Genomic DNA, 25,961 nt, shown 5'->3' with positions numbered 1-25,961 from the left:
GTAGTAACGGGCGGCCTCTTTGAAATGATCCCGGCAAATCACACTCTTTCCTCTCCTACCACGATAATAAGAATGAGGGACCCGCCCTCCGATCCGAGGTTTTGATAAACAGTTGGAAATATTTATTTTGATGTCGTTCATCGACCGACGGTTGATCTTTACTCTGGAAAGGATAGTTTGTCGGATAGCTCCATCATTGAAGGCTTCCTCAAAGGGAGAACACAGGATTACACCTTGGTCGTCAGTTGGATCAAGGATGTGGTTCACGCGCGGGTATGGGTGTCTGGAATTGAGCCTGATGATATCATCTCCGATACGACCAATAAACTCCTTGTAAACCTCCGCTCAAAACTGTTTAGATTTGAGTCTTCCCTCAAGACCTACGTTCAGAAGATCGCAAGATTCACTCTCATCGACGCGGTTCGCAGAAACAGGAACGCGCCGGCACACATCCCGAAGGAAAGCCTGGAGCCGACTGATGGAACCAACCCCCACGAAATCGCCGTGGAAAATGAGGAAGCGATGATTTTCAGGAGAATTCTGGGCTCAATCGATGAGAAATGCAGGGAGCTTTGGAAGATGGTATTTCAGGATTGTCTCAACTACAAGGAGATCGCCCGGAGGTTGGCAATATCTGAAAACGCGGTGAAGACACGGGTGTTCCGCTGCAAAGAGACTGGAATCAAACTGATGAAGAAAATGGTTTGAAACCCCTCCACTGTGAAAACGACTATTCTATGGACGCCGGACCCGGAAGGTTTTGAAGAGTGAGGCAATGAATCCTGAAGAAATTCGGAAGCTAATTCCGTTCTTCGTCGCCGGAACGCTTGATCCGGAAGAACGAAAGATAGTGGAAGAAGAATTGCGCCGGTCGCCCGAGCTGGAGGATGAGGTGAAATACTGGCGCAATGCGCGGCGTGCACTGCTGTCTGAAGAGGAACAGGCGAGGGAGGAACATCTTACACCCGCTAACATCATTGATTACATCGAGGAGAAATTGTCAGGCGACCACTTCGCCACAGTGGAAAGGCACCTGAGTAGATGTGAATCTTGCAATGAAGATGTGAAGGCTATCCGCGATACGTACGGAACCGAGGCCAGACCGATTCCCGGAGCTCGGACCGGAGACGGGATTCTCGAGATTCTGAGATCGGTACGACTGTCATACGTTCTTCCGGCAATTGCCGCCGCAACGCTTGCGGTCTTTTTGATTGTCAAACACTATTCGCCCCGACAGGCGGACCATCTACGAATCGTTCTTGGCTATCAGCCACAGCTACGGGGCCCTGAAGAACAAGTCATTTCCCGGTTTGTCATTGGACAAGATACCCGGTTCGTCAATTTTGTTCTTGCCGTACCTCACACCGCGATTGCGTCGACGCGGTATGCAGCGTGGCTAGCGAACCCGGATGGTTTGGATAGATTGCTAGCAAAGGAATTGCAACCAGCCGTTGTGACTGCGAACGAAGATACGGTTAAGGTCTCCGTTGGGATGGAAGTCTTTCCTCGAGACGGAATTTATTCTCTCTCGATCAGCGAGATGGCTGAGTCACTTCCTCCCGGCGCGGAGCCGCAAGAATACCTCTTCCGGTTTTCCCTGAGCAAGAGCGGCGAATAAAGATCCCGATCAAAAGCATATCGGGATGACGAGAGAAGGTGAAACTGCGGCACTACCAGGGGGAATGAGGCTGCGAGTGACCTGCAAGGAATAAAGGGGGGTGGTAATGACGCTGACGTTCAACCCTCGAGCATATGTGCACCAGTTCTTAGCCATCTGATTCGGGGGAGCTCGGCGCCCCCGTCGCCCGGGGTCGAAGGCGGGCCCAATCGTTTTCCCCTAGGTGAAACACATTAACCCCTCATAGCAATACAGGAGAATAAAAATTACGCCGCATCCTCTATTGACTGGCGCGTAGGCAGTTTTTACATTCGAAAGCGGAGGCGAAAGCAACCTGTTCGGTGCCTGCCGGAAGGGACTACGGAGGCACTCAACCATCCTTGGAAAGGGGGACGATCATGAATCGCATCGCACGTTTGACTATCGTTTGCTCCCTTGCATGGTTCATCGGTATCTGGGATACGCCGTTTTCGAGCGCAGCGACTCCGGGGAGCGGTACGCTGAGTACCGTCTCGACTTCGTTGTCATGGACCGGCGGACCGTACACCGCTGTGACTGCCGACCCCTCTTTATGCACCTCGTTGACGTGCGACCAGTACTCGCTTACGGTCAACATTCCATCGAGCTTTTACGCGACCAACCCGTCATACACCGTGCGGGTGGGCATCTCGTGGGCAAGCAGTCTGAACGACTTCGATCTGTACGTCTACGACTCGGGAGGCAATCTGGTAAACTCCTCGGCGTCGGGGGGCACAACGAGCGAGTCGGTCGATCTCGGCCAGCTTTCAACCGGCACATTTCAGGTTCAGGTCGTTGCATTCGCGACCGTCAATGCGACCTATTCGGGTCTCGCCACACTCGCCGCGCCTCCGGTCGCGCCATACCGTTCCGCGAAGTACAAGACCGGAGCGTTTTCGTTCTCGACTCCAGTGCCGCTGCTTGGCCCGGACGATCTGGTGTTCGGCGTTCAGGGGCTTGAACCCCGCTCGGCATTTGACGCGCTGGGAAATATTTACGCCGCGGCGATCCAGGGTATTCCCGCCGGAACCGACGTCTGGAAATCGACGAATGGCGGCGCGAGCTTCACGTATCTCGGCCAGCCCGACGGGGCTCAGGCGGCGTCCGCTCTTGCGCGGGGCGGAGGAGCAGGCGGAGGCGATGAGGATATCGCAGTCGGGGCATCTGGAAACGTCTACGTGAACTCTCTCTGGCTCGGATCGTGCACGCAAAGCTCATCCTTTAGCGGCGGGGTGACGTGGCTTCCGAACCCCGTTTCTTCGGTAGTGCCAGACAACGACCGTCAATGGATCGCCGCCCACGGAAACAACGAACTCTATCTCACCTACAAACAGCTCGGCGCACTTCTCGGGGGGACCGAGAGCATCTTCTGTGTCAAATCGTTCGACGGGGGCATCACGTTTCCGCAAGTGACGGAAGTGACGACGCCTGAGCTGGGTGTACAGCCGGGGGATCAGGGCAACATCGCCGTCGACCAATCCAACGGCAATGTATATACCATCTTTGTCGGTCAAAGCTCTCCCAATCAACTCTACATCGCGAGGTCGAGCGACGGGGGCAGGACGTTTATCATCAAGCTGATTTATCAGGACCCATCAGGGACACGTCTGTCGAACGTGTTTCCCATTATCGCGGTCGATCGCGGCAGCAACCTGCATGCGGTCTATTCTACCGGGACAAACATCTATCTGCTCAGCTCTTCGGACCAGGGGGCCACGTGGACTCTTCCGGTGCGGGTGAATAACGGAGGCGGCACAAAGACCGCCCTGGGCCCATGGGTCGATGCCGGCGATGCAGGAAAAGTGAACATCACATGGTGGGGAACATCCTCTTCGTCGAGCCTCTCAAGCTCAGCCCAGTGGAGTGTCTTCTTCGCTCAGACGCAAAATGCGCTCTCGAAGGCCCCTACCATCAGCGAAAACGCGGCAACAGGGGTCATCCACACCGGCGCCATTTGTGTCAACGGCACGGGCTGTGCTTCCGGGACTCGCAACCTGGCAGAGTATTTCGCCAACACAGTCTACCTTGATGGGATGGACATGATCGTCTTTCCTGATGACCAGCACAATTCGAATCCCATCACGTATTTCACGAAGCAGACAGGCGGATCGGGGGTGCTTTCGGGAAAGAGGGCTCAGACTGCTCTCGCTTCCGGAGAAGTCGAGACCAATGCCCGGACCGAGATGACCCCGGTACGCTACGCTCTGGGCCAAAACTTTCCTAATCCCTTCAACCCGACGACCGTGATTACCTACGACCTTCCTGAGGAGATATATGTGAACCTGCGTGTGTACGACGTTTTCGGCCGGGAAGTCCTGACACTGGTCGACGGTGTCCAGGGAGCGGGACACAGGTCGGCCATGCTTGACGCAGCCAGGTTACCCAGCGGGATCTACTTCTATCGTATCAGGAGCGAAAAATTCACGGAGATGAAGAAAGCGATTCTGATGAAGTAAGGTGCGTGCTTCCAATGAGCCGGCCCCCCTCCTGAGGTGTTCGGAAACTTTTTCAGGGACAAGACTCCGGGGCGGCCGGCTCATTCCCATTCCGTTTCGTGTGTTCTACCCTCATCCGGCGAATCAGAGAAATCGACCTGCCCGCCTTCGCCAATAGTAATAGAGCGGAATTCCGGCCAGGATGATGGCGGTGCCGACGGCGGCGTCGCGGGGGTCTTCGATGACCGTTTCGGCGACGAGGTAGAGCGAGAAGAGAACGAAGAGGACCGGGGTCACCGGGTATCCCCATGTCCGGTAGGGCCGGTCGGCCGAGGGCCGGCTTCTCCGGAGCCGTATTACCGCGACAACCGACATTGCGTAGAAGACCCAGGAAGCGAAGACGACGTACGTCGCCAGCTGATCGAAAGTGCCTGACAGCACGAGGACCGATGCGAGAACGGCCTGGGCGATCAACGATCCGATGGGGGTGCGGTACTTCGGGGAAATATTCGCCAGCCAGTTGAAAAAGATTCCCTCCTTCGCCATGGCATAGTAGATTCGGGGACAGGTGAAAATGAACCCGTTGTTGGCTCCGAAGGTCGAGATGATTACTGCGAGTGAGACGGCGGCCGCTCCCCAGCTTCCCAGGAACGTTACCGCGGCGTCCGAGACGACCATGGACGATCCGGCCATCTTGCTGAGCGGCAGCACGTAGAGCAAGCCGCAGGTCACCGCGACGTAGAGGCCGATGACGATGACGGTCGAGAGGAAGAGGGCGCGCGGGATCGTGCGGCCCGGCTGTTTCACTTCGCCCGCGACGTACGTGATCTCGATCCAGCCGTCGTAGGAGAAGAGGGCTGCGATCATGGCGAGCATGAGAGGCCCGGCCAGGCTCGAGAGCGGCTCGACCGGGAGGAGAGGCGAAAAATTTGCGAACGATCCGCCGCTGAGGACGAAGCTGAGAATCGCCAGAAGAACGAGCGATCCGATTTTCAGGAGCGTGAATCCGTTCTGGACGAGCGCGCCCAGCCTGATCCCGAAACAATTGACGATCGTGAGAAAGACGATCGAGGCGACGGCCACGACGGCCCGCCCGGCGGGGCCCATCGGGAAAAAGTAGCTCAAGTAGAGGGCGAACGTGGCTGCGATCGCTGCGATCGACGCGGTGTTGATGCAGGCAAAGGCCGTCCAGCCGTAGAGGAACCCCCAGAGGGGCCCGTAGGCTTCCCGCAGGTAGACGTACATTCCTCCCGCCCTCGGCATCATCGCTCCAAGCTCGGCCACGGAGAGGGCTCCGAAGAGGCTCACGATTCCGCCCACGACCCAGACCGCCAGGACTGCCACCGAGGAGTGAAGCTGGAGGGCGATCGTCGCGGGGACGATGAAGATTCCGGAGCCGATCATGCTCCCGGCATTGATCATCGTCGAGTCGAGGAGCGAGAGCTCGCGTGGGAGCTCTTTCTCCGCCCCCTGGGGGCCGGGGCCGGGATCCAGATTATTCGTCGCTTCGCTCCTCAGAATCACAAACGGGAATAACCTGTCAGCGGCTCAGGAATTTCCGGTAGGCGTCTTTCAGGAGGCATTGGAAATGGTACACCCCCCGCTCCATCTCCACCGAGAATCGCCCCCGGTCGTAGGCCGCCGAATTCAGCCCGTTCTGGACATGCTCGCAAATTTCGATGTCCTCCTGTTGCACGCGCTCGCTGTACTCGATGTCCTCCTCGATGAGCCGGACCGCCTGGGGCGATGTGACGTCGTCGTAGTAGTAGTCGAAAATCACCTTCGTCCTGTCGTGCGCGAGGGGAACGACGACGTTCGTCTGAAGCCGTCCCGGGAGGATGTTCAGCATCGTGTTCGGAAAGATGAAATAGTAGAAGGCCCCGTCGTTCTGCCCCATCGACCCGTAGATCTTGTCCTCGTTCAATGGGCTGTACTGGAGTGAAACGTGCTCGAACGTCTCCGTGACGTACTGCCGGTAATCGAGAAGGTTGCAGAGTTCGGGGTGCACATACGGGAGATGGTAACCCTCGAGGTAGTTATCGACGTAGACCTTCCAGTTGCATTCGAGCCGGTATTCGACCCGGCGGTAGAACTTCCTGGCCGTGAGGTCGATGGGGGCGATCCGTTTCGCGACCGGCTCCAGCATCGATTGAAGGCCCGGTTCCCCCGCGCCGGAAAGGTTGACGAACTGGAGACCCTGCCAGGAGTCGAACCCGACGGGGATCAGGCCGTAGTCCTTCCGGTCGAAGAGTTCCACGCGGTCGAATTGGGGAACTCCCCTGAGCATCCCCTCCAGCGTGTAGGTCCAGCCGTGGTATTTGCATTGCAGCGCGTTGCAATTCCCGCTCTCTTCGATTGCGATCGGACCGCCGCGATGGCGGCAGACATTATAGAATGCCCGGAGGAGATTGTCCTTGCCGCGAACGAGGAGGATCGGATTGCCGGCCGCCGAGCCGGCAAGATAGTCTCCGGGTTTCGCCAGGCGTCCCGCGTGCCCGGCCAATTGCCAGGTCCGGGAGAAGACGGACTCCCTCTCGAAATCGAACAGCCGGGGGTCGGTGTACCAGGAGGAAGGAATCGTTTCGGCGCGCGCCAGGGGAACGATCGTGAAATCGTCGGGGGAGATCCCGGGCGGCGGCGGCTTCATTTCTCCAGCCGTGCGGTTCTGGAGCCGGTGAATCCGGGGGCGTAAAGCGTGATGAAGTAGGTGCCGGCCCTCAGGTCGCGGGTGCCGCCCTTCGTTGCATCCCACACGACCTTATAGAGACCGGGTTCATGGAATCCGGAAGCGAGCGTTTCGACCACATCTCCCACCGGGTTCTGGACGACGAGAAGGATTTGTGACGCGACCGGCAGGGAGACTTCCACCGATGTCGTACCGTTGAAAGGGTTCGGGTACGGGGTGTAGATCGCATAAGCGGAAGGTACGACAGACCCTTCTGGCCCGCCCGCCGATGAAGTGAATGCCGGTCCGTCCGGAGAGGGTGAATCGAACCGGCAGCCGGCGAGGAACATCATGATCAAAAAATTGAAGGCAGTTATCGTTAAACGCTTCTTCATGGTTGAGACCTCCTCAAAAACTTATGGCAAGCCGTGCATGGAAGAGAAAACCGCCGACGTTTCCAAGCCCCCCTTCATCGGAGAAGCCGAGCCGGTTGATGTCATAGTCGATCCCGAAACTGCTTGAGAAGACTTCACCCCACGGGTGTTCGATTCCGAGGCCGAGATCGACTCCGTACCCCAGAAAATTGTCGGTTGTGCTCACCTCTGCGAGGGGCGTAGGATCGTTCTGGGTCGCAAGATAAGTCGACGAGAACCTGGTCCAGTAGAACTCCGCGCCGGCTCCGATGTAGGGGGTCCATCCTGAGAGGGTTATAAAATCCTTCGGAATGTAGTAATGGATGCCGAGCGTGACCGGCATGAGGGCGAGCGAAACATCGTTGTCGGACTTCAAACGGTGGTTGATTCTCCTGACGGCCAGGTAGAGGTCGGTCTGCGCCGAGAGGGGACGGTCGAGTTCGAGCCCGAGCGAGACCGGGACGGAAGCCGACCCCGCGAACAGGCTCTGGTCGTAGTTCAGGCGGAACGATTCTCTCGCCGGGCTGTAATACCCGAGCTCGATCGCGAGCCTGGTCCTCCGTTGCGGGGCGGGTTCCTCTTGTGAAGAAGCGATCTGCACGAATGCGAGGGCCGTCAGAAGAATCAACGTGAATCGGGTCATGGAAGTGACACCTCCGGAGCTTGAATCACTGTGGACTGCGATCGCGCCAATGTAGGAATATTTGCAGCGAGATTCAACACAGAGGAGGGGCGCTTCGCGCGCCCGGCCGCAGAGCGGCCGAAAGACCCGTTCCCACGCGGAGCGTGGGAACGAGAAAAAAAGAGTTGAAAGATGCTGACCAGGAGCATGTCAGCATGACGAGGTGGAGAGACATTCGGCCAAATTGAGACACTCCACCTGCGCAGTTTCTGTGGCAACTCTGGAATAATTTTCCTATCTTTTTGAAACCTCCTGAACCAATGCCCAGACGTCAAGACCTTCATTCAATTCTCGTCATCGGTGCCGGACCGATCGTCATCGGACAGGCGTGCGAATTCGACTATTCCGGCACGCAGGCGTGCAGGGTCCTGCGGGAGGAGGGCTACCGGGTCATCCTCATCAACAGCAACCCCGCGACGATCATGACCGATCCGGAATTCGCGGACCGCACCTACGTGGAACCGATCACCCCCTACTTCGTCGAGCGGATCATCGAGCGGGAGCGGCCCGACGCGCTCCTCCCTACGATGGGAGGTCAAACCGCCCTGAATATTGCCGTCGCGCTCGCCGAAAACGGGGTTCTTGAGCGGTATCATGTCGAGCTGATCGGCGCGAAGCTCGAGGCGATCAGGAAGGCGGAAGACCGGCAGCTCTTCCAGAAAACCATGCGGGAGATCGGCCTTGAGACGCCCCGCGGCGGGCTCGTCCGGAGCCTCCAGGAAGCCATGGACCTTGCGACCGAAATCCGCTTTCCGATTATTCTCCGCCCGTCCTTCACCCTGGGCGGGAGCGGCGGGGGAATCTCCTACAACATAGAGGAATTCAAGACGAGGGTCGAGCATGCCCTCGCCGCGAGCCCCGTCCACGAGATCCAGATCGAGGAATCGATCATCGGCTGGAAGGAATTCGAGCTCGAGGTGATGCGGGACCTGAACGACAATGTCGTCATCGTCTGCTCCATCGAGAATGTCGATCCGATGGGCGTGCACACCGGCGACTCGATTACGGTCGCGCCCGCGCAGACCCTCACCGACAAGGAATACCAGTCGATGCGCGACGCGACCCTGCGGATCATACGGGCGATCGGCGTTGAGACGGGCGGATCGAACATACAGTTCGGCGTGAACCCTGCCGACGGCAGAATGCTCGTGATCGAGATGAATCCCCGTGTCTCCCGCTCCTCGGCGCTCGCCTCGAAGGCGACCGGCTTTCCGATCGCGAAAATCGCCGCCCGGCTCGCCGTCGGATATACGCTCGACGAGATCCCGAACGATATCACAAGGAAGACCCCCGCCTCGTTCGAGCCAACGATCGATTATTGCGTCGTCAAGATTCCGCGGTGGGATTTTGAGAAGTTCAAGGGCGTCGACGACACGCTCGGCGTCCAGATGAAATCGGTGGGGGAAGTCATGGCGTTCGGAAGGACGTTCAAGGAGGCGCTCCAGAAAGCGCTCCGCTCGCTCGAACGCGGCAGGCACGGCCTCGGAGCGGACGGCAAGGACGAAGTCGAGGCCGGCTCTCTGAGCGAAGAGGCCCGGAACGCGCTGAGGAAAAAAACGATCCAGCGGCTGCACACTCCCAAGGCGGACAACCTGTTCCTTCTGCGGACCGCGCTTCAGCTCGGCGTGAGCGTCGACGAGCTGTTTGAAATCACCCGCATCGACCGGTGGTTTCTCCACAATATCCGGCAGATCGTCGAAATGGAGGAAGAACTCCGTGGGTACGCTGTCGAGAACGCGTCACTACAATAACCCTTTGGAAACGGAAAGCGCCATGAACATTCGAACACTGATTCTCGCCGGTTGTTTCAGCATTCTTAGTCTTGCCGTGTCGGTTCCTGCGGTCCGGGGCCAGGTCCCGCCCGACCGTGAGGTCCTCCTCTCGGGAGGCGAGCCGGCGTCCGAGCGGCCGGCCGAGCTGACAGGGTACCCCGCTCCCGGACGCGTGCTGGAACTTGAAAAGGATCTCAAGCTCACCGAGGCTCAGGTGAAATCACTCCGCGCCGCCTCGGAGGAGATGCGCCTGCGGGCGATCGAGCTCGGAAAGCGGATCGTCGGCGTCGAGGGAGAGCTGAACGACGCCTTCCGGACCGGACTCGTGAGCGAGCAATCGGTGCGCGACGACGCCGAGCAGATCGGCCGCCTCAGGGGGAAACTCCGGGCAGTCCACCTGGCCGCCCGCCTGAAAACGAGAAGGATCCTCACGCCCGAGCAGCTCAATACGCTGAGAAATCTGAAATCAAAGGAGCCGGCCGCGAAGCGGTAGCGCGCATGAAGCAGATCACCCGCGACATACTCCTCCGCGCCAAGCAATTCGGATTTTCGGACCGCCAGCTTGCCTATCTCTGGCGGACCGACGAGCCGGCGGTCCGGCGGTTGCGCGAGGGAATGGGAGTCAGGCCGGTGTTCAAGGCGGTCGACACCTGCGCGGCGGAGTTCGAAGCGCATACGCCGTATCACTATTCGACGTACGACTCCGAGACCGAAGCCGTGCGGTCCCCGAGGAAGAAGGTCATTATCCTCGGGGGCGGGCCCAACCGGATCGGCCAGGGGATCGAGTTCGACTACTGCTGCGTGCAAAGCGTTTTTGCCCTCCGCGAGGAAGGGTACGAGACCATCATGATCAATTGCAATCCGGAGACGGTCTCGACGGACTACGACCAGACGGACAAGTTGTATTTCGAACCGCTCACGCTGGAACATGTCCTTGACGTCTGCGACGTGGAAAAACCGGACGGCGTCATCGTGAGTTTTGGCGGGCAGACCCCGCTGAAGCTCGCGCGCGCCCTGGAGGCGAACGGGGTGAAGATCCTCGGCACCTCCCCGGAAGGGATCGATATCGCGGAGGATCGCAAACGGTTCGGGGAGCTTCTCGAGAAACTGCACATCCCCTCGCCGCGCTTCGGCACAGCGAGCTCGGTTGAGGAAGCCCGCGTGGTCGCGGAGAAGATCGGGTATCCCGTTCTCGTCCGCCCGTCCTATGTCCTCGGCGGCAGGGCGATGGTGATCGTCTATAAGCCGGAGTCTCTGGAGGAGTACATCAAGGCCGCGGTCGAGCTTTCCCCGGACCATCCGGTGCTCATCGACAAGTTTCTGGAGGATGCGAAGGAATTCGACGTCGACGCGGTCTGCGACGGGAAGGACGTTCTCATCGGGGGAGTGCTCCAGCATATCGAGGAGGCGGGGATTCACTCCGGCGACAGCGCCTGCGTGCTCATGCCCCAGGTGGAGAGTGTCCAGGTCATCGAACAGCTCAAGGATTTTACGCGCAAGCTCGCTCTCGCGCTCGATGTGCGCGGGCTCCTCAACGTTCAGTGCGCCGAAAAGGGGGGCCTCGTCTACGTCCTGGAAGTGAACCCGCGTGCCTCGCGGACAGTCCCGTTCGTCAGCAAGGCCATGGGAATTCCGATTGCGAAGATCGCCGCGAAGGTCATGGTGGGCCGTACGCTCAGGGAGCTGGGGGTGCCGCTCGATTCCCCTCCGAAGTACATCGCCGTCAAGGAGCCGGTCTTCCCGTTCGGAAAGTTCCCCCAGGCGAATGTCTATCTGGGCCCCGAGATGCGTTCGACGGGAGAGGTGATGGCGATCTCCGGGACGTACGGCGAGGCGATGGCGAAAGCGTTCATCGGCGCCGGGGGAAACCTCGCCCTGGAAGGGGGAGTCTTCATCAGCGTGAACGACAACGACAAGAACTACCGGATGATAGAAGTCGCGAAGGGCTTCCGGAAGCTCGGCTTCGGCATCTTCGCGACGGCGGGCACCGGTTCGTTCCTGGGGCAGCACGGGGTCGAGTATGTGAAGCTCTTCAAGGTGAACGAGGGGAGGCCGAACGTGGTCGATCTTATCAAGAACGGAGAGATTCAGATCGTCGTCAACACGCCTCTCGGCGAAACGTCGCGCTTCGACGAGCTGGCGATCGGCAACGCGGCGCTCGAAGCGAAACTGCTGATGATCACGACGATCTCGGCCGCCGCCGCTGCGGTGAAAGGGATCCAATGGATGCGGGATCAAAAGCCCGACGTGAGATCGCTCCAGGAGTACCACGGTGAACCGGCCGCGCCCTGACCACCTCTTCGTTCCCGTCCAAACCCGCCAGATCCATGCTTAAGACCGCCAGGCGCCGCACGACGGCCCGGGCCGCGGGCGCTCCGAAGGAGGATTCCCCGCAGCCGTCCCGCTCCCGCATCATCATTCGCGGCGCCCGCGTCCATAACCTCAAAAACATCGACCTCGAGCTCCCCCGGAACAAACTGATCGTCTTCACCGGCGTGAGCGGCTCGGGAAAGTCGAGCCTCGCCTTCGACACGATCTATGCCGAGGGCCAACGGAGGTTCGTCGAGAGCCTCTCGGCGTACGCGCGCCAGTTCCTCGAGCGGATGGACAAGCCCGACGTGGATCTCATCCAGGGGATCAGCCCCGCAATCGCGATCGAACAAAAGACGACGGCGAGAAACCCCCGCTCCACGGTCGGGACCACCACGGAAATCTACGACTACCTCCGGCTCCTCTTCGCGCGGATCGGGAAAACGTATTGCTACAACGACGGCTCCCTGGTCCGCCGCGACTCGGTCCGGACCGTCTTTGAGTCCCTCGACGTGGAGGCGAAGGGTCGCGCCGAATTGAAACTTCATGTTCTGTTCCCCCTCCAGGTCCACCCGAAGGCGACCCTCCGGGAAGAATTGGACAACCTGAAGAAGCAGGGCTACTTCCGGATCGTCCACAAAGGGGAGTTGCTCGATCTCAACTCCCAAACCCCGGGCGCGAAGGCCGGCAAAGAGGACATCCTCGTCCTGGTGGACCGGATTGTCTACCGGCCCGGCACGGAGGACAAGCGTCTCGCGGATTCGATCGAGCTTGCGTTCCGTTCGGGCGACGGGCACGCGGTGGTCACGCTTCTTGACGGGGACCGAACGATCCGGTATAACCAGCACTTCGCATGCCCCCGCTGCGCGACCCGGTACGAAGAGCCCGATCCGCGCCTCTTCTCGTTCAATAATCCGTTCGGTGCCTGCCCGACGTGCCAGGGGTTCGGAAGGTCCGTGGGCATCGACATGGACCTGGTCGTCCCGGACAAAGAGCAATCGATCCGCGACGGCGCGATCCAGCCCTGGACCGTGCCCAAGTGGCACGACCAGCTGCGCGATCTTCTCCGGGTCGCGTACAAGGCGAAGGTCCGGGTGGATGTCCCGTTCCGCGAATTGAAGCCCGAAGAGCTCGCCGTCGTCATGAACGGTTGCGAGGGCTTCGAAGGGATCCGGGGGTTCTTCAAGCTCGTCGAGCGGAAACAATACAAGATCTATTACAGGATGCTCCTGAGCCGGTACAGGGGTTACACCCGTTGCGAGGAGTGCGGCGGCTCCCGCCTCAGGAAGGAGGCGCTTTGCGTCCAGGTGGGGGGAAAGACGATCTTCGACGTCGTGCGCGGCACGATCGACGAGACACACCGGTTTTTCGACACTCTCGGCCTCACTCCGTTCGAATCGGCGGTCGCCCGGAGAATTCTCGAGGAGCTCCGGAGGCGCCTCAAGTACCTCGTCGATGTCGGAATCGGGTACCTGACACTCGACCGGTTGTCGAACACGCTCTCCGGCGGAGAATCCCAGCGGATCAACCTTGCGACCGCGCTCGGCTCCTCGCTCGTCGGTTCTCTCTACGTGCTCGACGAACCGAGCATCGGGCTTCATCCGCGCGACAACGCCCGGCTGATCTCGATCCTCAAATCGCTCAGGGACATCGGGAACACCGTGATCGTCGTCGAGCACGACGCGGACATGATGGACGCCGCCGACGTCGTTCTCGACATGGGCCCCCGCGCGGGCGAACTGGGAGGGGAAATCGTGTTTCAGGGGAGCGCCGCCGGGCTCCGGGATTCGGCGGAATCAACGACGGGAGCCTATCTGAGCGGCCGGAAATCGATCGCCGTTCCGAAAAAACGGAGAAAGGCCGGCGCAAAGAAGATCGTCGTGAAGGGAGCCGCCGTGCATAATCTGAAATCCATCGATGTCGGCATTCCGCTCCGCCTCTTCGTGACCGTCACCGGCGTCAGCGGCTCGGGAAAGAGCACGCTGGTTCATGAAATCCTCTATGCCGGGTTGAAGAATACGGCCGGAACGGAGGGAGACGACGCGGGCGGCCACCGCGGCATCGAAGGAGCGGAATTGATCGACGGCGTCGAGCTGGTGGACCAATCGCCGATCGGGCGGACCCCCCGCTCCAATCCCGCCACCTATGTCGGCGTCTTCGATTTGATCCGCGCGTTATTCGCCCAGACGCAGGCGGCGAAAATCCACGGCTACACGCCGGGAACATTTTCGTTCAACGTCCCTGGCGGGAGATGCGAGGCATGCGAAGGGAGCGGCATTCAGACGATCGAGATGCAATTCCTCGCCGATCTCGAGCTCACGTGCGAAGTCTGCAAGGGGAAGCGGTTCAAGAAAGAGGTTCTCGAGGTGTTGTATCATGAAAAGAACATCCACGACGTCCTCGCGATGACGGTCACCGAGGCGATTCCGTTTTTCAATTCTCACGCGGGCGGTCAAAGGGTGGCGAAGCGGCTGCAGGTGCTCCAGGATGTCGGTATGGGATATGTCCGTCTCGGGCAATCCGCGACCACGCTCTCGGGCGGGGAAGCGCAGCGGGTCAAGCTCGCGACCCACCTCGCGAACCAGGAGCGCGGCAAGCACACGCTCTTTATTTTTGACGAACCGACCACAGGTCTTCATTTCGACGACATCGCCAGGCTCCTGAAGGCGTTCAACGCGTTAATTGAAAACGGCAATTCCATCCTGATCATCGAGCACAATATGGACGTGATTAAGTGCGCAGACTGGATCATCGATCTGGGCCCGGAAGCCGGGGCGGGGGGAGGCGAGATCGTCGTCGAAGGGACGCCGGAACAGGTGGCGGCCTGCAAGGCCTCTTATACCGGACAGGCGCTCAAGCCGTATCTGGGGTAACCGGCTACCGGAATCTTACTCCGGATCAGGGGAGGTCATTTTAGTTTACGGAGGGTCGCATGAAAAAGTCGTTGAACCTGTTTACCACTCTCTTCGCATTCGCCGTCATCTTCGCCGGCCTGGGCGGGCCCAACCGCTTCATCGACCGGAGTCCGGACACCTCCAGCCCCGAGGCGGACCGGGAAGAACGGACAGGCGCAATGCCCTCGCTTGATTTTTGGACGCGATCTCGAGCCTACCCGGGGGCGGACATCCCGTCCGCGAAATACTACCGCGCCTACCTCGACGCAAAACGCCAGGTCCGGGAAATCTCTTCGGTCCTGGCCGCCGGGGCCACCTGGGACCCGATCGGACCGACGAACCTTCAGGGCCGTTGCATCAGCGTGGCGCTCAATCCCATGAATCCCGCCACCGTCTATGTCGGGTCGGCGAGCGGGGGATTATGGAAGTCTTACACGGGAGGCCTCGGCGCCGACTGGCGTCAGGTCAAGCTCGGGTACCCCGCGCTCGGAATTTCGGCGATCGTCGTCGATCCAACCGATTCGAACACCGTCTATCTCGGCACCGGAGAGGTCTACCGCTACCAGGCTGCTCTGGGCGGATTGGTGATCCGGACCACGCGCGGAAGTTACGGGATCGGCATTTTGAAAACGACCGACGGAGGGACAACCTGGACCAAGAGCCTCGACTGGACATCCAATCAGGAACGGGGTGTGCAGGTGATAAAAGCCAATCCTCTCAACCCCCGGACTCTCTGGGCCGGAACGACCGAGGGTCTCCTGAAATCGACCGACGCGGGCGCAAGCTGGACCGGGCTCCTCGACTACGGCTCGCTGACGATGGCGGAAGACATCGCGATCAATTCCGCCGATACGGACAGGGTGATGGTCTCCATCGGAAACCTCGACCCGTTGAGCGCGATCTGGCGCACGCTGGACGGCGGGACAACCTGGGAGGTGGTCTTTTCCAACGGCTCGACCGGCAAGACGCTTCTCGACGTCTATGAGGCGCATCCCGATGTCGTCTATGCAAGCGTCGCCGACAGCACGACCGGAATCGGCGCCCTTTGGAGGACGACCAATTTCGGCGAGAGCTGGTCAAAGCTAAGCGATCAGTCGACGGGTCCCAGTTTCGGGCAGCAGGGATGGTATTCCCATTTCGTGGCGGTCCACCCCGCGGACTCGAGCAGAATCATCCACGCGGCCGTGAGCGCAGGATCCTCGCTCGACGGCGGCAGGTCGTTCAATTCGAGCGGCGGGCTCTATTCCGATAATCACGCGTTCGCCCGCGACCCGCAGAATCCGGAGATCGTCTATGTGGTGAACGACGACGGAGTCTACAGGACGACCGATTTTGGATTCACATTTGCGAGCGTCGGCGACGGGATGCAGACCGGTCAACTCTACAACGGTTTTTCAAATTCCGAGCAGGACTCGCTCTTCGCGGTGACCCAGTCGCAGGACCACATTCCCGGCTACCTCTACCACGGGAACCGGGTATGGTCCCGCGGCGTGAGCGATGAGGTCGGATGGACGGCGGTCGACCCGACAAACGACCAGATCGTCTATGCGGACAATCGCAACGGAAGCTCTGTCTGCAGATCGGACAACCGGGGGGTCTCTTTTTCCACATGTATGGGGTTCGGCGGCACCGGGGGGTGGAACTCCCCCTTTGCTCTCTCCCGCTCGAATCCGTCCACGCTCTACTTCGCAAACCAGAGAGTGTACAAGACCACGAACCAGGGGAACACGTGGAGCGTGACGAATAGCGGCATCATGCTCGACGGCGACCCGGCGCTCTCGATGGCGATCGCGCCCACGAGCCCGGACACGGTCTTTGTCGGAGTCGCGCCCGTTTCCGCTCGGGCCCGTCTCTTCCGCACGGTGAACGGCGGAGCCTCATGGAGCGACGTGACAGGAACCCTGCCCGACCGCTATCCGCTCGACGTCGTGGTGGATCCGGCCGATTCCCGCGTGGTGTACGCGGCGTTCGGGGGGTTCGGATCGGGCCATCTCTTCAAGTCGATTGACGCGGGCGCGAGCTGGGCGGATATCAGCGGTTCGCTCCCCGACATGCCGACATCCGCGGTCGCGATCGATCCGCTCCATACGAATATCGTCTATGCGGGAAACGACATGGGGGTCTATGCGTCGACGGACGCCGGCTCAACCTGGTCGGCGTTCGGCGAGGGCCTGCCCGACGCGGTCATCGTGGCCGACCTTGCTATTTCTCCCTCGAACAGGGCTCTCAGGGTCGCGACCCACGGGAACGGCGTCTACGAACGGAAGCTGATCGGTGAACTGCCGCCCGACTTTCTGGATATCAAGGCCGCGCAACTTGTGGCACCCGCGGATGGCGCGACCAGCGATCTTGGCCTGACGGTGACGCCGATCCGGGCGCGGTTCAGGAACATCGGTTCCGTCGCCCATCCCGATTCGTTCAACGTGCAATACCGCATCCTCCGGGGCCAGACAGAACTCTACTCCGACACCCGCCGCACCGCGGGGATGAATTTGGCGGAGGAGAGGGATGTGACATTCGCAGGCGGTTTTAATCCGCCGGACACGGGTGTGTACACGCTGGAGGCGATCTCCCTTTCGGGAGATCAGGCCCCCGGCGACGATACTCTGAGAGGGAGCATGACGGTTCTCTCGGCCGCCGACGTGTCCTCGTTTCTCGTCAGCAAGCTGGGTTGCCCCTATACCGAGATCTCCGGCGGGGCGCCCGGTCCGAGCGGAGACGATGTGCAAAGCATCATGGCGCTCCCGTTCCCTTTTCAGTACGACCGGTTCTTCTATGACTCCGTTCAGATCAGCACGAACGGGTGGATGGAATTCGGCACGGGAGCGAGGGGGTCGGTGAGGGGGTTGTCGACGGCCGCGCAGATCGGAGGTTTTTTCAGGGTGGTGATGTCCACGACCGATCGTCCGACGAAAGTGCTCGGGCCCTGGTGGTCCGACTTATACACCGGTGGTACGACGGGGGTCATCAGCACCGCTACGGAAGGAACGGCCCCGGCGCGCGTCTTCGTCGTCCAGTGGAAAAACATGCCCCCCTGCTGCAGCTCCGTCAACGCCACGCTGCTCAATTTTCAGATCCGGCTCCATGAAACGACCAACATCGTCGAGTTCGATTACGGGCCTGCGGTCCTCTCCTCGTTCGACGGAACCGGCGCGTTCACGGGAATGAAGGATTACGTCGGAGGAGATTACCGTTACTTCGACATTGCGAAAGGGGGCACAGGGCTTGCCGTTGAAGCCGTGACGGGGCTTCACCCCGCGACAGGCTGGCCGGGGCATGACAGCTGCTACCGGATCGATACGAATACGCCGGCGACAGGAGTAAGCAGGGACCGCGAGATTCCCACGGCATTCAACTTGAGCCAGAATTTTCCGAACCCCTTCAATCCGGTCACGTCCATCACGGTCGGAGTGCCGGGGAGGAGCCGCCTCAGGCTGCTGGTTTACGATCTGCTCGGAAGGAACGTGATGACGCTGGCGGACGGGGTGTATGATGCGGGGTCGTACATGTTCAGCGCCGATTTCCGGGGCCTTGCGAGCGGCATCTATTTTTACCGTCTCGAGGCGGGTTCGTTCGTACAGGTGAAAAAGCTTGTTCTTGCAAGATGAACGACCGGCACGCGACCTAAAGGTCGCGCCTACCGACGCATCGGGCTTGGTAGGCGCAGGCTTTAGCCTGCGTTAAACGGCACGCGACCTAAAGGTCGCGCCTACCGATTCTCTGTCAGAATGATCTCGACTTAGAGCGTGCTTCCGAAATTGAGCGTGATGAAAAAACCGCCGAACTGGGTCTTGGAAACGTTCTGCAGGCTCTCGAGTCCGCTGAAGTAGGGGAGGTAGTAGTAGCGCAGATTCAGGCCGAGGAGGTTCGACTGCTCCGAGCCGAAGAAGGCTCCCACTCCGACGTATCCCCCGAAGGTGTATTTCGGCTGCCCTTTTCCGAGCGCGCTGAAATACTCCTGATTGTACGGGAAGACGTAAATCATCGCCGGGCCCGCGGCGCAGTTGACATAGGGCCTGAAGTTGTCGAGGATTTCGTCCTTGAACAGGCGCTTCTCCAGTCCGAGGAAGACCGGCATCACGAGGAACCGGTTGACCTTCCCCGGCGTAAACGTGTTGCCGTAAATGTCGATGTACTCCACCTCGTCGTCGTCCTTCGCCTCCGAGATCGAGAAATCGAGGAACCCCGAGAGCTCGTCGCTGTACTCGTGACGGTAGAAGGTTCCGAGGCCGAACCCGTTCGTCGACACCATCAGGTCGATGCCCCACGAATTGGTGCGCTCGACCGGAAGAGCCGGGAGTTTCTGCGCCTGTTGAATCGTGCCGAAGGTGATGGTGGTGTCGCCGCGCGACTTATCCTGGGCGTGGAGCAGGGGAAGGAGGAAGAGCAGGAATGCCGAAATTGCCGCTATGGTTCGTACCGGTCTCACGGAACACCGCCCTCGATTGATCATCTCTCTATAGGTATCCAACACCCCCCTCCACAATATAATTCCGGCTTCCGGCAAAGTCAACCCTACGCCCGTACACAAACCACCTCTATTTATCTCGTTCCGCCGCTCCGCGGCGGAATGCATACCCGGACGCTCTGCGTCCGAACCTCGTAGCGGCGCAGAGCGCCGCAATATGCGTTCCCACGCAGAGCGTGGGAACGAGTGTGGATGCAGGGGCGAGGCATGCCTCGCCCGTTACGCCCGCACGGCGACTACCGCAAATTTCAGATACCGGGTTTCCTGCATGCCGGGGAGCACGGGATGGTCGGGGGAAGCGCCGCGCCATTCCAGGAGGCTGATCGTCTTTCCCGCGGCGCGGGCGGAATCGTGGATGATCTCGAGAAACGTCTCTTCGAACACGTGGTGAGAGCAGGAGGCGGTTGCGAGGATGCCGTTCGGCCTTAACAGCCTGTAGGCGTACGAGTGGAGTTCCTTGTAACCCTTCTTCGCCTTGCGGACGGATTTTTTGCTTTTCGCAAAGGAGGGAGGGTCCAAAATGACAAGGTCGAACTGTTCGCCCCTGGCGACCGCTTCCTTCATGTAGTCGAAGGAATCGGCTTTGACGAAGGAGGGGCTCACGGGGAGTTTGTTGCGGGAGGAGTTCTCGGCCGCCCTCGTGATTGCGCGCTCGGAGACGTCAATGCCGGTCACTTCCGAAGCGCCGGAGGCGGCAGCATTCAGGGCAAAACCTCCCTCGTTGCAAAAACAATCGAGGACCCGGCGGCCCGCCGCGTAGCGCCGGATGGCGTGGCGGTTCTCGCGCTGATCCAGGAAGAATCCCGTCTTCTGGCCCTCCAGGAGGTCGACGGTATACTCCACTCCGTGTTCGGTGATGCGCGCCGGAGACGCCGCTCCTCTCAGGATTCCTTTCCGCTGCTCGAGTCCCTCCAGCGAGCGGACCGGCGCATCGTTCCGCTCGACGATCGAGGCCGGATGGAAGATCGATTCGAGCACGTCGCAGATCAACGTGAGCCGCCTGTCCATGCCGTAGGAGAGCGCCTGAATCGCAAGCTGGTCGTTGTATTTGTCGACGATGAGGCCGGGAAGGAAATCGCTCTCGCCGTGGATGAGGCGGAAGGTTTCGGACTCCTGGTAAAGCGTGCGCCGGAGGAGGAGGGCGGCTTCGATCCTCCTCGCGAAGAAACGGAAGTCGATCTCTTCCTCCAGCCGCGTGAGAAGCCGCACCGCGATCAGGGAGCCGGGATTGTAAAACCCGGTCCCCAGAAGCCCGCCGGAGTGGGTGCGCAGCTCGACGATATCTCCAGCCGCCGGCTCGCCCGCGATGCTCAGGATTTCATTGCTGAACGCCCAGAGGTGGCCGTTGGTGATCCGGCGCTCTTCATTTTTCCTCAACGTGACGACTTTAGGCACGACCGGCCCTCGGCAGTCCCGCCGGGAGAAGACGGCGTTCAGGCAATCGTGACGTCGCCCGAGAGGTACACATCCTGGATCGCATTCAGGATGGCGATTCCCTCCTTCATCGGACGCTGGAAAGCCTTTCGTCCGGAGATGAGGCCCATCCCGCCCGCGCGCTTGTTGATCACCGCGGTCCGGACAGCCTCCGCCATGTCGTTCTCTCCGGATGCGCCTCCCGAATTGATCAGCCCGGCCCTGCCCATGTAGCAGTTTGCAACCTGATACCGGCAGAGGTCGATCGGATGATCGCTCGAGAGGTCCGTGTAGACCTTTTTGCTCGTCTTCCCGAACTTCAGGGCGTTGAAACCCCCGTTGTTCTCCGGAAGTTTTTGCTTGATGATATCGGCCTGGATCGTGACGCCGAGATGGTTCGCCTGGCCTGTCAGGTCGGCGGCGAGGTGATAATCCTTCTCGGGGGTCTTGAACGCCGCGTTCCGGAGGTAGCACCAGAGAATCGTTCCCATCCCCAGCTCATGGGCATGCTGGAACGCCAGTCCGACTTCCTGGATCTGGCGTTTCGATTCCTCGGATCCGAAGTAGATGGTGGCGCCCACGGCCACCGCCCCCATGTCGAACGCCTGCTTGACCCGCCCGAACATGATCTGGTCGTACGAATTCGGGTAGGAGAGGAATTCGTTATGGTTGATCTTCAGAATGAACGGGATTTTGTGCGAATATTTCCGGGCGACCGACCCGAGGACCCCGAGGGTCGAGGCGACCGCGTTGCATCCCCCGTCCATCGCGAGCCGGACGATGTTCTCCGGGTCAAAGTAAATCGGATTCGGGGCGAACGACGCGCCGGCCGAATGCTCGATGCCCTGGTCCACCGGCAGGATCGAGAGATAACCCGTGTGCGCGAGCCGCCCCTGGTGGATCAGCCAGTTCAGGCTCTTCAGGACCGGCGTCGGCCTGTCGGATTGCGCGTAGATCCGTTCGACGTAATCGGGCCCGGGAGTATGGAGCATCGACTTCGGGATCCCCTTGCAGGTGTGCTCGAGGAGGCTCTTCGCGTCGGCGCCCAGCATTTTTTCGATATCTTGAGAGGTCATGTTGTGTTCCTATGGTCTGAGGGTGGCTGAAAAGAATGAGCGAATATACAAAAATCGGGCGTAAAGAGAAAACCCTCCGTGCCTTTGAATGTCCCGCGATTTTTGGTATATTTTGGCGCATGAAACGAATCTCCTGCATAATCTTCAATCTTGACGGCACGGAGATCGGGGACCGTCGAAGTTGAACGAGGAACGCCCGCACCGGACTCTGCTGCTGATCAGCCTGCCCCTCATCGTTCTGCTCTTTTACGGCACGGCCAGCCTCCACTTTCCCTACACGCCGGACGACACCTATATCTATCTGCAGTTCGCCAAAAACGTCACGCAGGGAAACGGAATTTCGTTCAACGCCGGCGAGCAGACGTACGGGATCACGAGCCCTCTCTGGATGTTCATCATCGCCCTTGGCGGGAAAATGGGGGTCGATTTCTATGTCGCGGCGAAAGCGATCGACCTCGTGTTTGCGAGCCTCGCGCTCATGGCGGTCTACCTCCTGGCCTTCGAAATCATACGGGACGTGGGGGTCGCCCTCTCCGCGACGGTGGCCTTCTCCGTCAACGCGTGGTTTCTCCGCTGGTCCGGCTCCGGGATGGAGACCTCGCTCTCCGTTCTTCTCACGCTGGCAACGCTCCTCTTTTGCCTGAGAAACGAGTATTTCCTTTCGGTCGTCTTCGCCGGGCTTCTCACCCTGACGCGGCCCGAGGGAGGGCTCCTGGCGGGAGTGATCGCCGCGGACGTCCTCTTCAATTCTCACAACAGGAGGCGCGCCCTAAAAATAGCGCTTTCCGTTCTTCTGATCTACGGGGCGCTGATTCTTCCCTGGCTGCTCTATGCCTCCTCCGTCTTTGGAACGCCGGTTCCGAACACCGCCCTCGGAAAGGCGGGGTGGAATCTTTCGCCGGGAGATCTTCTTGCCACCTTCTCCGACGCCGTCAAGACTCTCCTCGCCGCGGATGCAGTCGCGGTGCTCGTGTTCCTGGGGGCGGGATTCCTCCTCTTCATGCGATTCCGGCGCGGGGCGGACGCCGGCCGGGATGCCGGGCGGGCGGAGTATGTCTCGCGTCAATCCCTTCCCGGAATCGTGTGGGTCGCCGGACTTCTCCTCCTGTACGTCGTGAGCGGAACGAACGTGGTGTCGCGATACCTCCTGATGACGTCGCCCTTGATAACGATCTACGCCTTCTTCTTTCTCTACGAACTCCTCGCGGCCTCCCCGTGGCGGCGGGGCGCCAGCGCCGGGGTGATCGTTCTGACCGCCCTGATCATGCTTCAAAACCAGATCGTCTATCACCGGTACGTCCTTCCCGGAATCGAGGCGTTCGAGGAGGGGATGGAGAGCTGCCTGATCCCCATCGGCCGGTGGATCAACGAGAGCACGCCGCCGGGCTCGACCGTCGTCACCGGCGACATCGGGGCGATCGGATACTTCTCCGGCCGGAAGGTGTGTGACGCGGCGGGGCTGGTCTCTCCCGCGCTTCTCCCGTTGATTCACCGGGGCCTCAAGCCGAATGAGATTATTGAGCGCAAGCTCTACGAAGCGTGCTGCGCCCCGGAATATGTGGTGCACCGGGCCCCGGATCCCGAAGAGCTGAAATCCGACTCTGACCTCGTCCCGGTCCTCTCGAAGCCGTTTCCGAACATGAGTCTCAACGACCCGAGAACGAATTATTTCACGGTCTACCGCGTTCGCCACGCCGTCCCCGCAGGGAAAGCACCGGAGGCGGGGCAATGAGCCGTCTGCGGGTGGGCGTCATCGGAGTCGGGCACCTCGGGTCCCTCCACGCGAAGATGCTCTCCGGGATCCCCGAGGCGCTCCTGGTGGGGGTGCTGGATGCCGACCGGTCCAGGGCCGACGCGATCGCCGCCGAAACGGGCGCCGCGTCCTTCGGGACTCCCGGCGAACTCCTCGGGTCCGTCGAAGCTGTCATCATCGCCGCTCCGACGAGCGAGCATTTTGAACTCGCCCGCCGGGCGGTCGATGCGGGAGTCCATCTCTTCGTCGAGAAACCGATGACCACCACAGTCGCGCAGGCTCGGACGCTGGTGGACCTCGCGCGGGCGAAGAACCTCAAGCTTCAGGTGGGGCATATCGAGCGGTTCAATCCGGCGCTCCTGGCGCTGGAGAAGTACCGTCTGGCGCCGATGTTCATCGAATCACACAGGCTCGCGCAGTTCAACCCCCGGGGCACCGACGTGGCCGTCGTGCTCGATCTCATGATCCACGACATCGACATCATCGTGAGCCTGGTGCGCTCCCCGGTGGCGGAGATTGAAGCCAACGGCGTCGCGGTGGTCTCCGATACGATCGACATCGCCAACGCCCGCATCCGGTTCGAGAACGGCTGCGTGGCGAACGTAACGGCGAGCAGGATTTCCCAGAAAAAAATGCGGAAAATGCGCCTCTTCCAGAAAGACGCATATATCTCGATCGATTTCTCCGAGGGCGCGGCGGAGGTGTTCCGTCTTCGGAACGACGGCGACGCGGAGGAAGGGAACAACACGCTCCTGCTCGGCGAAATCGAGTCGGGCGCGGTCAAGAGAAAAATCGTGTACGAGCAGCCGGAGGTGAAGGAGGTCAACGCCCTTCAGCACGAACTGGAGCGGTTCATCCGCGCCGTCCAGCGCGACGAGGAACCGGCCGTCACCGGGGAAGAGGGCCTGCGGGCGTTGCAGCTCGCGCACGACATCATGATACGCATCCAGGGGCAACCGCTGACGCTCTGAAGCCATGGCCGGAACATCCATACCGCCCGGGAATCCGGATCAGCCGAAGCAGGTCCTCATCGACGATCCGATGCTCCTCGACGCCGGCCGTATCGCCGACGAAGAGGGGATCGAACTTTATGTGGTGGGGGGATACGTGCGGGACAAGCTTCTGGAGAGGGCCGTCTCCGACGCCGATCTTCTCGTCATCGGGGACGGCATAGGGTTTGCAAAATTGTTCGCCCGGAAATCGGGCGGGCGCCAGGTGGTCGCATTTGAGAAGTTCGGGACGGCGATGATCCCGTTCGAGGAGCGGAAGCTCGAATTCGTTTCGGCGCGCGAAGAGTCGTACGAAGCTTCGTCGCGAAAGCCGGCGGTGAAACGGGCGTCGCTTGCCAGCGACCTCGCCCGGAGGGACTTCAGCGTCAACGCGATCGCCGTGTCGCTCAACCGGGAGAGGCGGGGAGAGATGGTCGACCCGTTCGACGGCGTCTCCGACATCGCCCGGAAGGTCATCCGGACTCCGCTCGCGCCCGATCGCACCTTCGACGACGATCCCCTCCGCATGATGCGCGCGATCCGCTTCGCGTCGCAGCTCGATTTTGCGATCGACCCCCCGGCGCTTGAGTCCATCGTGCGCAACGCGGGCCGGATTACGATCGTTTCCCAGGAGAGGGTGACGGACGAGTTCCTGAAGATACTCCGGTCGAAGAAACCTTCCGTCGGGCTCAAGCTCCTCCACGATACCGGGCTCGACAAACATGTCTTTCCCGAGCTCGTCGATCTTGTCGGGACGGAGCAGCGGAAGGATTACCACCACAAGGATGTCTTCCTTCACACGCTCAAGGTGGTCGATAACATCTCGGAGAACACCGGGGACGTCTGGCTCCGGTTCACCGCGCTCGTGCACGACATCGCAAAACCGCGGACCAAGGCCTTCAAGGAGGGGACCGGCTGGACGTTCCACGGGCACGAGGAGCTGGGCGCCAGGATGATGAAAACGGTCTTCCGGAGGATGAAGCTTCCCCTCGACAAACTGCCGTACGTCGAACGGCTCGTCCGTTTGCACCTCCGGCCGATGGTCCTGGTGAGCGAGGAAGTGACCGATTCCGCCGTGCGAAGGCTCCTTTTTGAGGCGCGCGAGTTGATCGACGACCTGATGACGCTCTGCCGCGCCGATATCACTTCCCAGAACCCCGGGAGAGTTGCCCGGTACCTGAGAAATTACGATATTGTGATGGAGAAAATGCGCGAGGTAGAGGAGAAAGACCGTCTCCGCAACTGGCAGCCTCCCGTGCGCGGCGAAGAGATTATGAGCGTTTGCGGCCTCGAACCGGGTCCGGTCGTGGGAATCCTCAAGAAACGGATAGAGGAGGCGATTCTCGAGGGTGAGATTCCGAACGAGCACGATGCAGCTCTGGCCTACCTCCTGGCGATCAAGGATCAGGTCCTTCAGGGCACGGGCTGAACTGCAATCAACCTCTGCCAACCTCT

Annotated in this window: 18 protein-coding genes; 11 read left to right on the top strand and 7 right to left on the bottom strand. The window is 60.4% G+C overall.

What is annotated here, in order from left to right; genetic code table 11:
- Positions 1-177 precede the first annotated feature (177 nt).
- From VI215_02150 to VI215_02140, 3 genes are all read left to right on the top strand, one after another.
- A complete protein-coding gene (locus VI215_02150; GenBank protein ID HEY6191109.1) occupies positions 178-708 on the top strand; it encodes a sigma-70 family RNA polymerase sigma factor in 531 nt (176 codons plus the stop codon).
- Between the two features lie 67 nt (positions 709-775).
- Positions 776-1,618 carry a hypothetical protein gene (locus VI215_02145; protein ID HEY6191108.1) on the top strand — a complete coding sequence of 281 codons (843 nt, stop codon included), beginning with the start codon at positions 776-778 and terminating at the stop codon, positions 1,616-1,618.
- 398 nt (positions 1,619-2,016) lie between these two features.
- A complete protein-coding gene (locus VI215_02140; GenBank protein HEY6191107.1) occupies positions 2,017-4,092 on the top strand; it encodes a T9SS type A sorting domain-containing protein in 2,076 nt (691 codons plus the stop codon).
- Positions 4,093-4,215: 123 nt separating this feature from the next.
- On the opposite strand, the gene VI215_02135 is transcribed toward VI215_02140, so the two are convergent.
- From VI215_02135 to VI215_02120, 4 genes are read right to left on the bottom strand one after another with little or no spacing between them, the layout of a single operon-like run.
- On the bottom strand, positions 4,216-5,595 hold the full coding sequence (locus VI215_02135; protein ID HEY6191106.1) for an amino acid permease: 1,380 nt from the start codon (positions 5,593-5,595) through the stop codon (positions 4,216-4,218).
- 16 nt (positions 5,596-5,611) lie between these two features.
- Positions 5,612-6,718, bottom strand: coding sequence for an SRPBCC family protein (locus VI215_02130; protein HEY6191105.1), 1,107 nt, complete (start codon positions 6,716-6,718; stop codon positions 5,612-5,614).
- Complete coding sequence (locus VI215_02125) at positions 6,715-7,131, bottom strand: FlgD immunoglobulin-like domain containing protein (GenBank protein HEY6191104.1); 417 nt, start codon at positions 7,129-7,131, stop codon at positions 6,715-6,717. The genes VI215_02130 and VI215_02125 overlap by 4 nt, the downstream gene beginning before the upstream one ends.
- 13 nt (positions 7,132-7,144) lie before the next feature.
- Positions 7,145-7,792, bottom strand: a complete 648-nt coding sequence (locus VI215_02120; protein HEY6191103.1) for a hypothetical protein — start codon at positions 7,790-7,792, stop codon at positions 7,145-7,147.
- Between the two features lie 299 nt (positions 7,793-8,091).
- Between VI215_02120 and carB (VI215_02115) the strand changes: the two genes are divergently transcribed.
- Genes carB (VI215_02115) through VI215_02095 form a run of 5 tightly spaced genes read left to right on the top strand, consistent with a single transcriptional unit; the run spans position 8,092 to position 18,415 of the window.
- Positions 8,092-9,582: a carbamoyl-phosphate synthase large subunit gene (gene carB, locus VI215_02115; protein ID HEY6191102.1), complete on the top strand. Its 1,491-nt coding sequence runs from the start codon at positions 8,092-8,094 to the stop codon at positions 9,580-9,582.
- A gap of 22 nt (positions 9,583-9,604) precedes the next feature.
- A complete protein-coding gene (locus VI215_02110; protein ID HEY6191101.1) occupies positions 9,605-10,096 on the top strand; it encodes a Spy/CpxP family protein refolding chaperone in 492 nt (163 codons plus the stop codon).
- A gap of 5 nt (positions 10,097-10,101) precedes the next feature.
- On the top strand, positions 10,102-11,895 hold the full coding sequence (carB, locus tag VI215_02105) for a carbamoyl-phosphate synthase large subunit (protein ID HEY6191100.1): 1,794 nt from the start codon (positions 10,102-10,104) through the stop codon (positions 11,893-11,895).
- Positions 11,896-11,930: 35 nt separating this feature from the next.
- Complete coding sequence (gene uvrA / locus VI215_02100) at positions 11,931-14,786, top strand: excinuclease ABC subunit UvrA (protein HEY6191099.1); 2,856 nt, start codon at positions 11,931-11,933, stop codon at positions 14,784-14,786.
- A 59-nt stretch (positions 14,787-14,845) separates the two neighbouring features.
- Positions 14,846-18,415, top strand: coding sequence for a T9SS type A sorting domain-containing protein (locus VI215_02095; GenBank protein ID HEY6191098.1), 3,570 nt, complete (start codon positions 14,846-14,848; stop codon positions 18,413-18,415).
- A 131-nt stretch (positions 18,416-18,546) separates the two neighbouring features.
- On the opposite strand, the gene VI215_02090 is transcribed toward VI215_02095, so the two are convergent.
- The 3 genes from VI215_02090 to VI215_02080 all read right to left on the bottom strand — a co-directional run bounded on the left by VI215_02090 (position 18,547) and on the right by VI215_02080 (position 21,764).
- A complete protein-coding gene (locus VI215_02090) occupies positions 18,547-19,236 on the bottom strand; it encodes a hypothetical protein (protein ID HEY6191097.1) in 690 nt (229 codons plus the stop codon).
- A 258-nt stretch (positions 19,237-19,494) separates the two neighbouring features.
- Entirely contained in the window at positions 19,495-20,670 is a 1,176-nt protein-coding gene (locus VI215_02085) for a class I SAM-dependent rRNA methyltransferase (GenBank protein HEY6191096.1), read from the bottom strand.
- Between the two features lie 38 nt (positions 20,671-20,708).
- Entirely contained in the window at positions 20,709-21,764 is a 1,056-nt protein-coding gene (locus tag VI215_02080) for a class I fructose-bisphosphate aldolase (protein HEY6191095.1), read from the bottom strand.
- A 181-nt stretch (positions 21,765-21,945) separates the two neighbouring features.
- On the opposite strand from VI215_02080, the gene VI215_02075 reads away from it, so the two are divergent.
- From VI215_02075 to VI215_02065, 3 genes are read left to right on the top strand one after another with little or no spacing between them, the layout of a single operon-like run.
- Positions 21,946-23,496: a hypothetical protein gene (locus VI215_02075; GenBank protein ID HEY6191094.1), complete on the top strand. Its 1,551-nt coding sequence runs from the start codon at positions 21,946-21,948 to the stop codon at positions 23,494-23,496.
- Entirely contained in the window at positions 23,493-24,488 is a 996-nt protein-coding gene (locus VI215_02070) for a Gfo/Idh/MocA family oxidoreductase (protein ID HEY6191093.1), read from the top strand. Before VI215_02075 ends, VI215_02070 begins: the two co-directional genes overlap by 4 nt.
- Before the next feature lie 4 nt (positions 24,489-24,492).
- On the top strand, positions 24,493-25,935 hold the full coding sequence (locus VI215_02065) for a CCA tRNA nucleotidyltransferase (protein ID HEY6191092.1): 1,443 nt from the start codon (positions 24,493-24,495) through the stop codon (positions 25,933-25,935).
- The last annotated feature ends 26 nt before the right edge of the window (positions 25,936-25,961 follow it).

The sequence above is a fragment of the Bacteroidota bacterium genome (assembly GCA_036522515.1).
Lineage (GTDB): Bacteria > Bacteroidota > Ignavibacteria > UBA10030 > SZUA-254 > VBOC01.
This window is presented reverse-complemented; position numbering and strand designations above follow the sequence as displayed.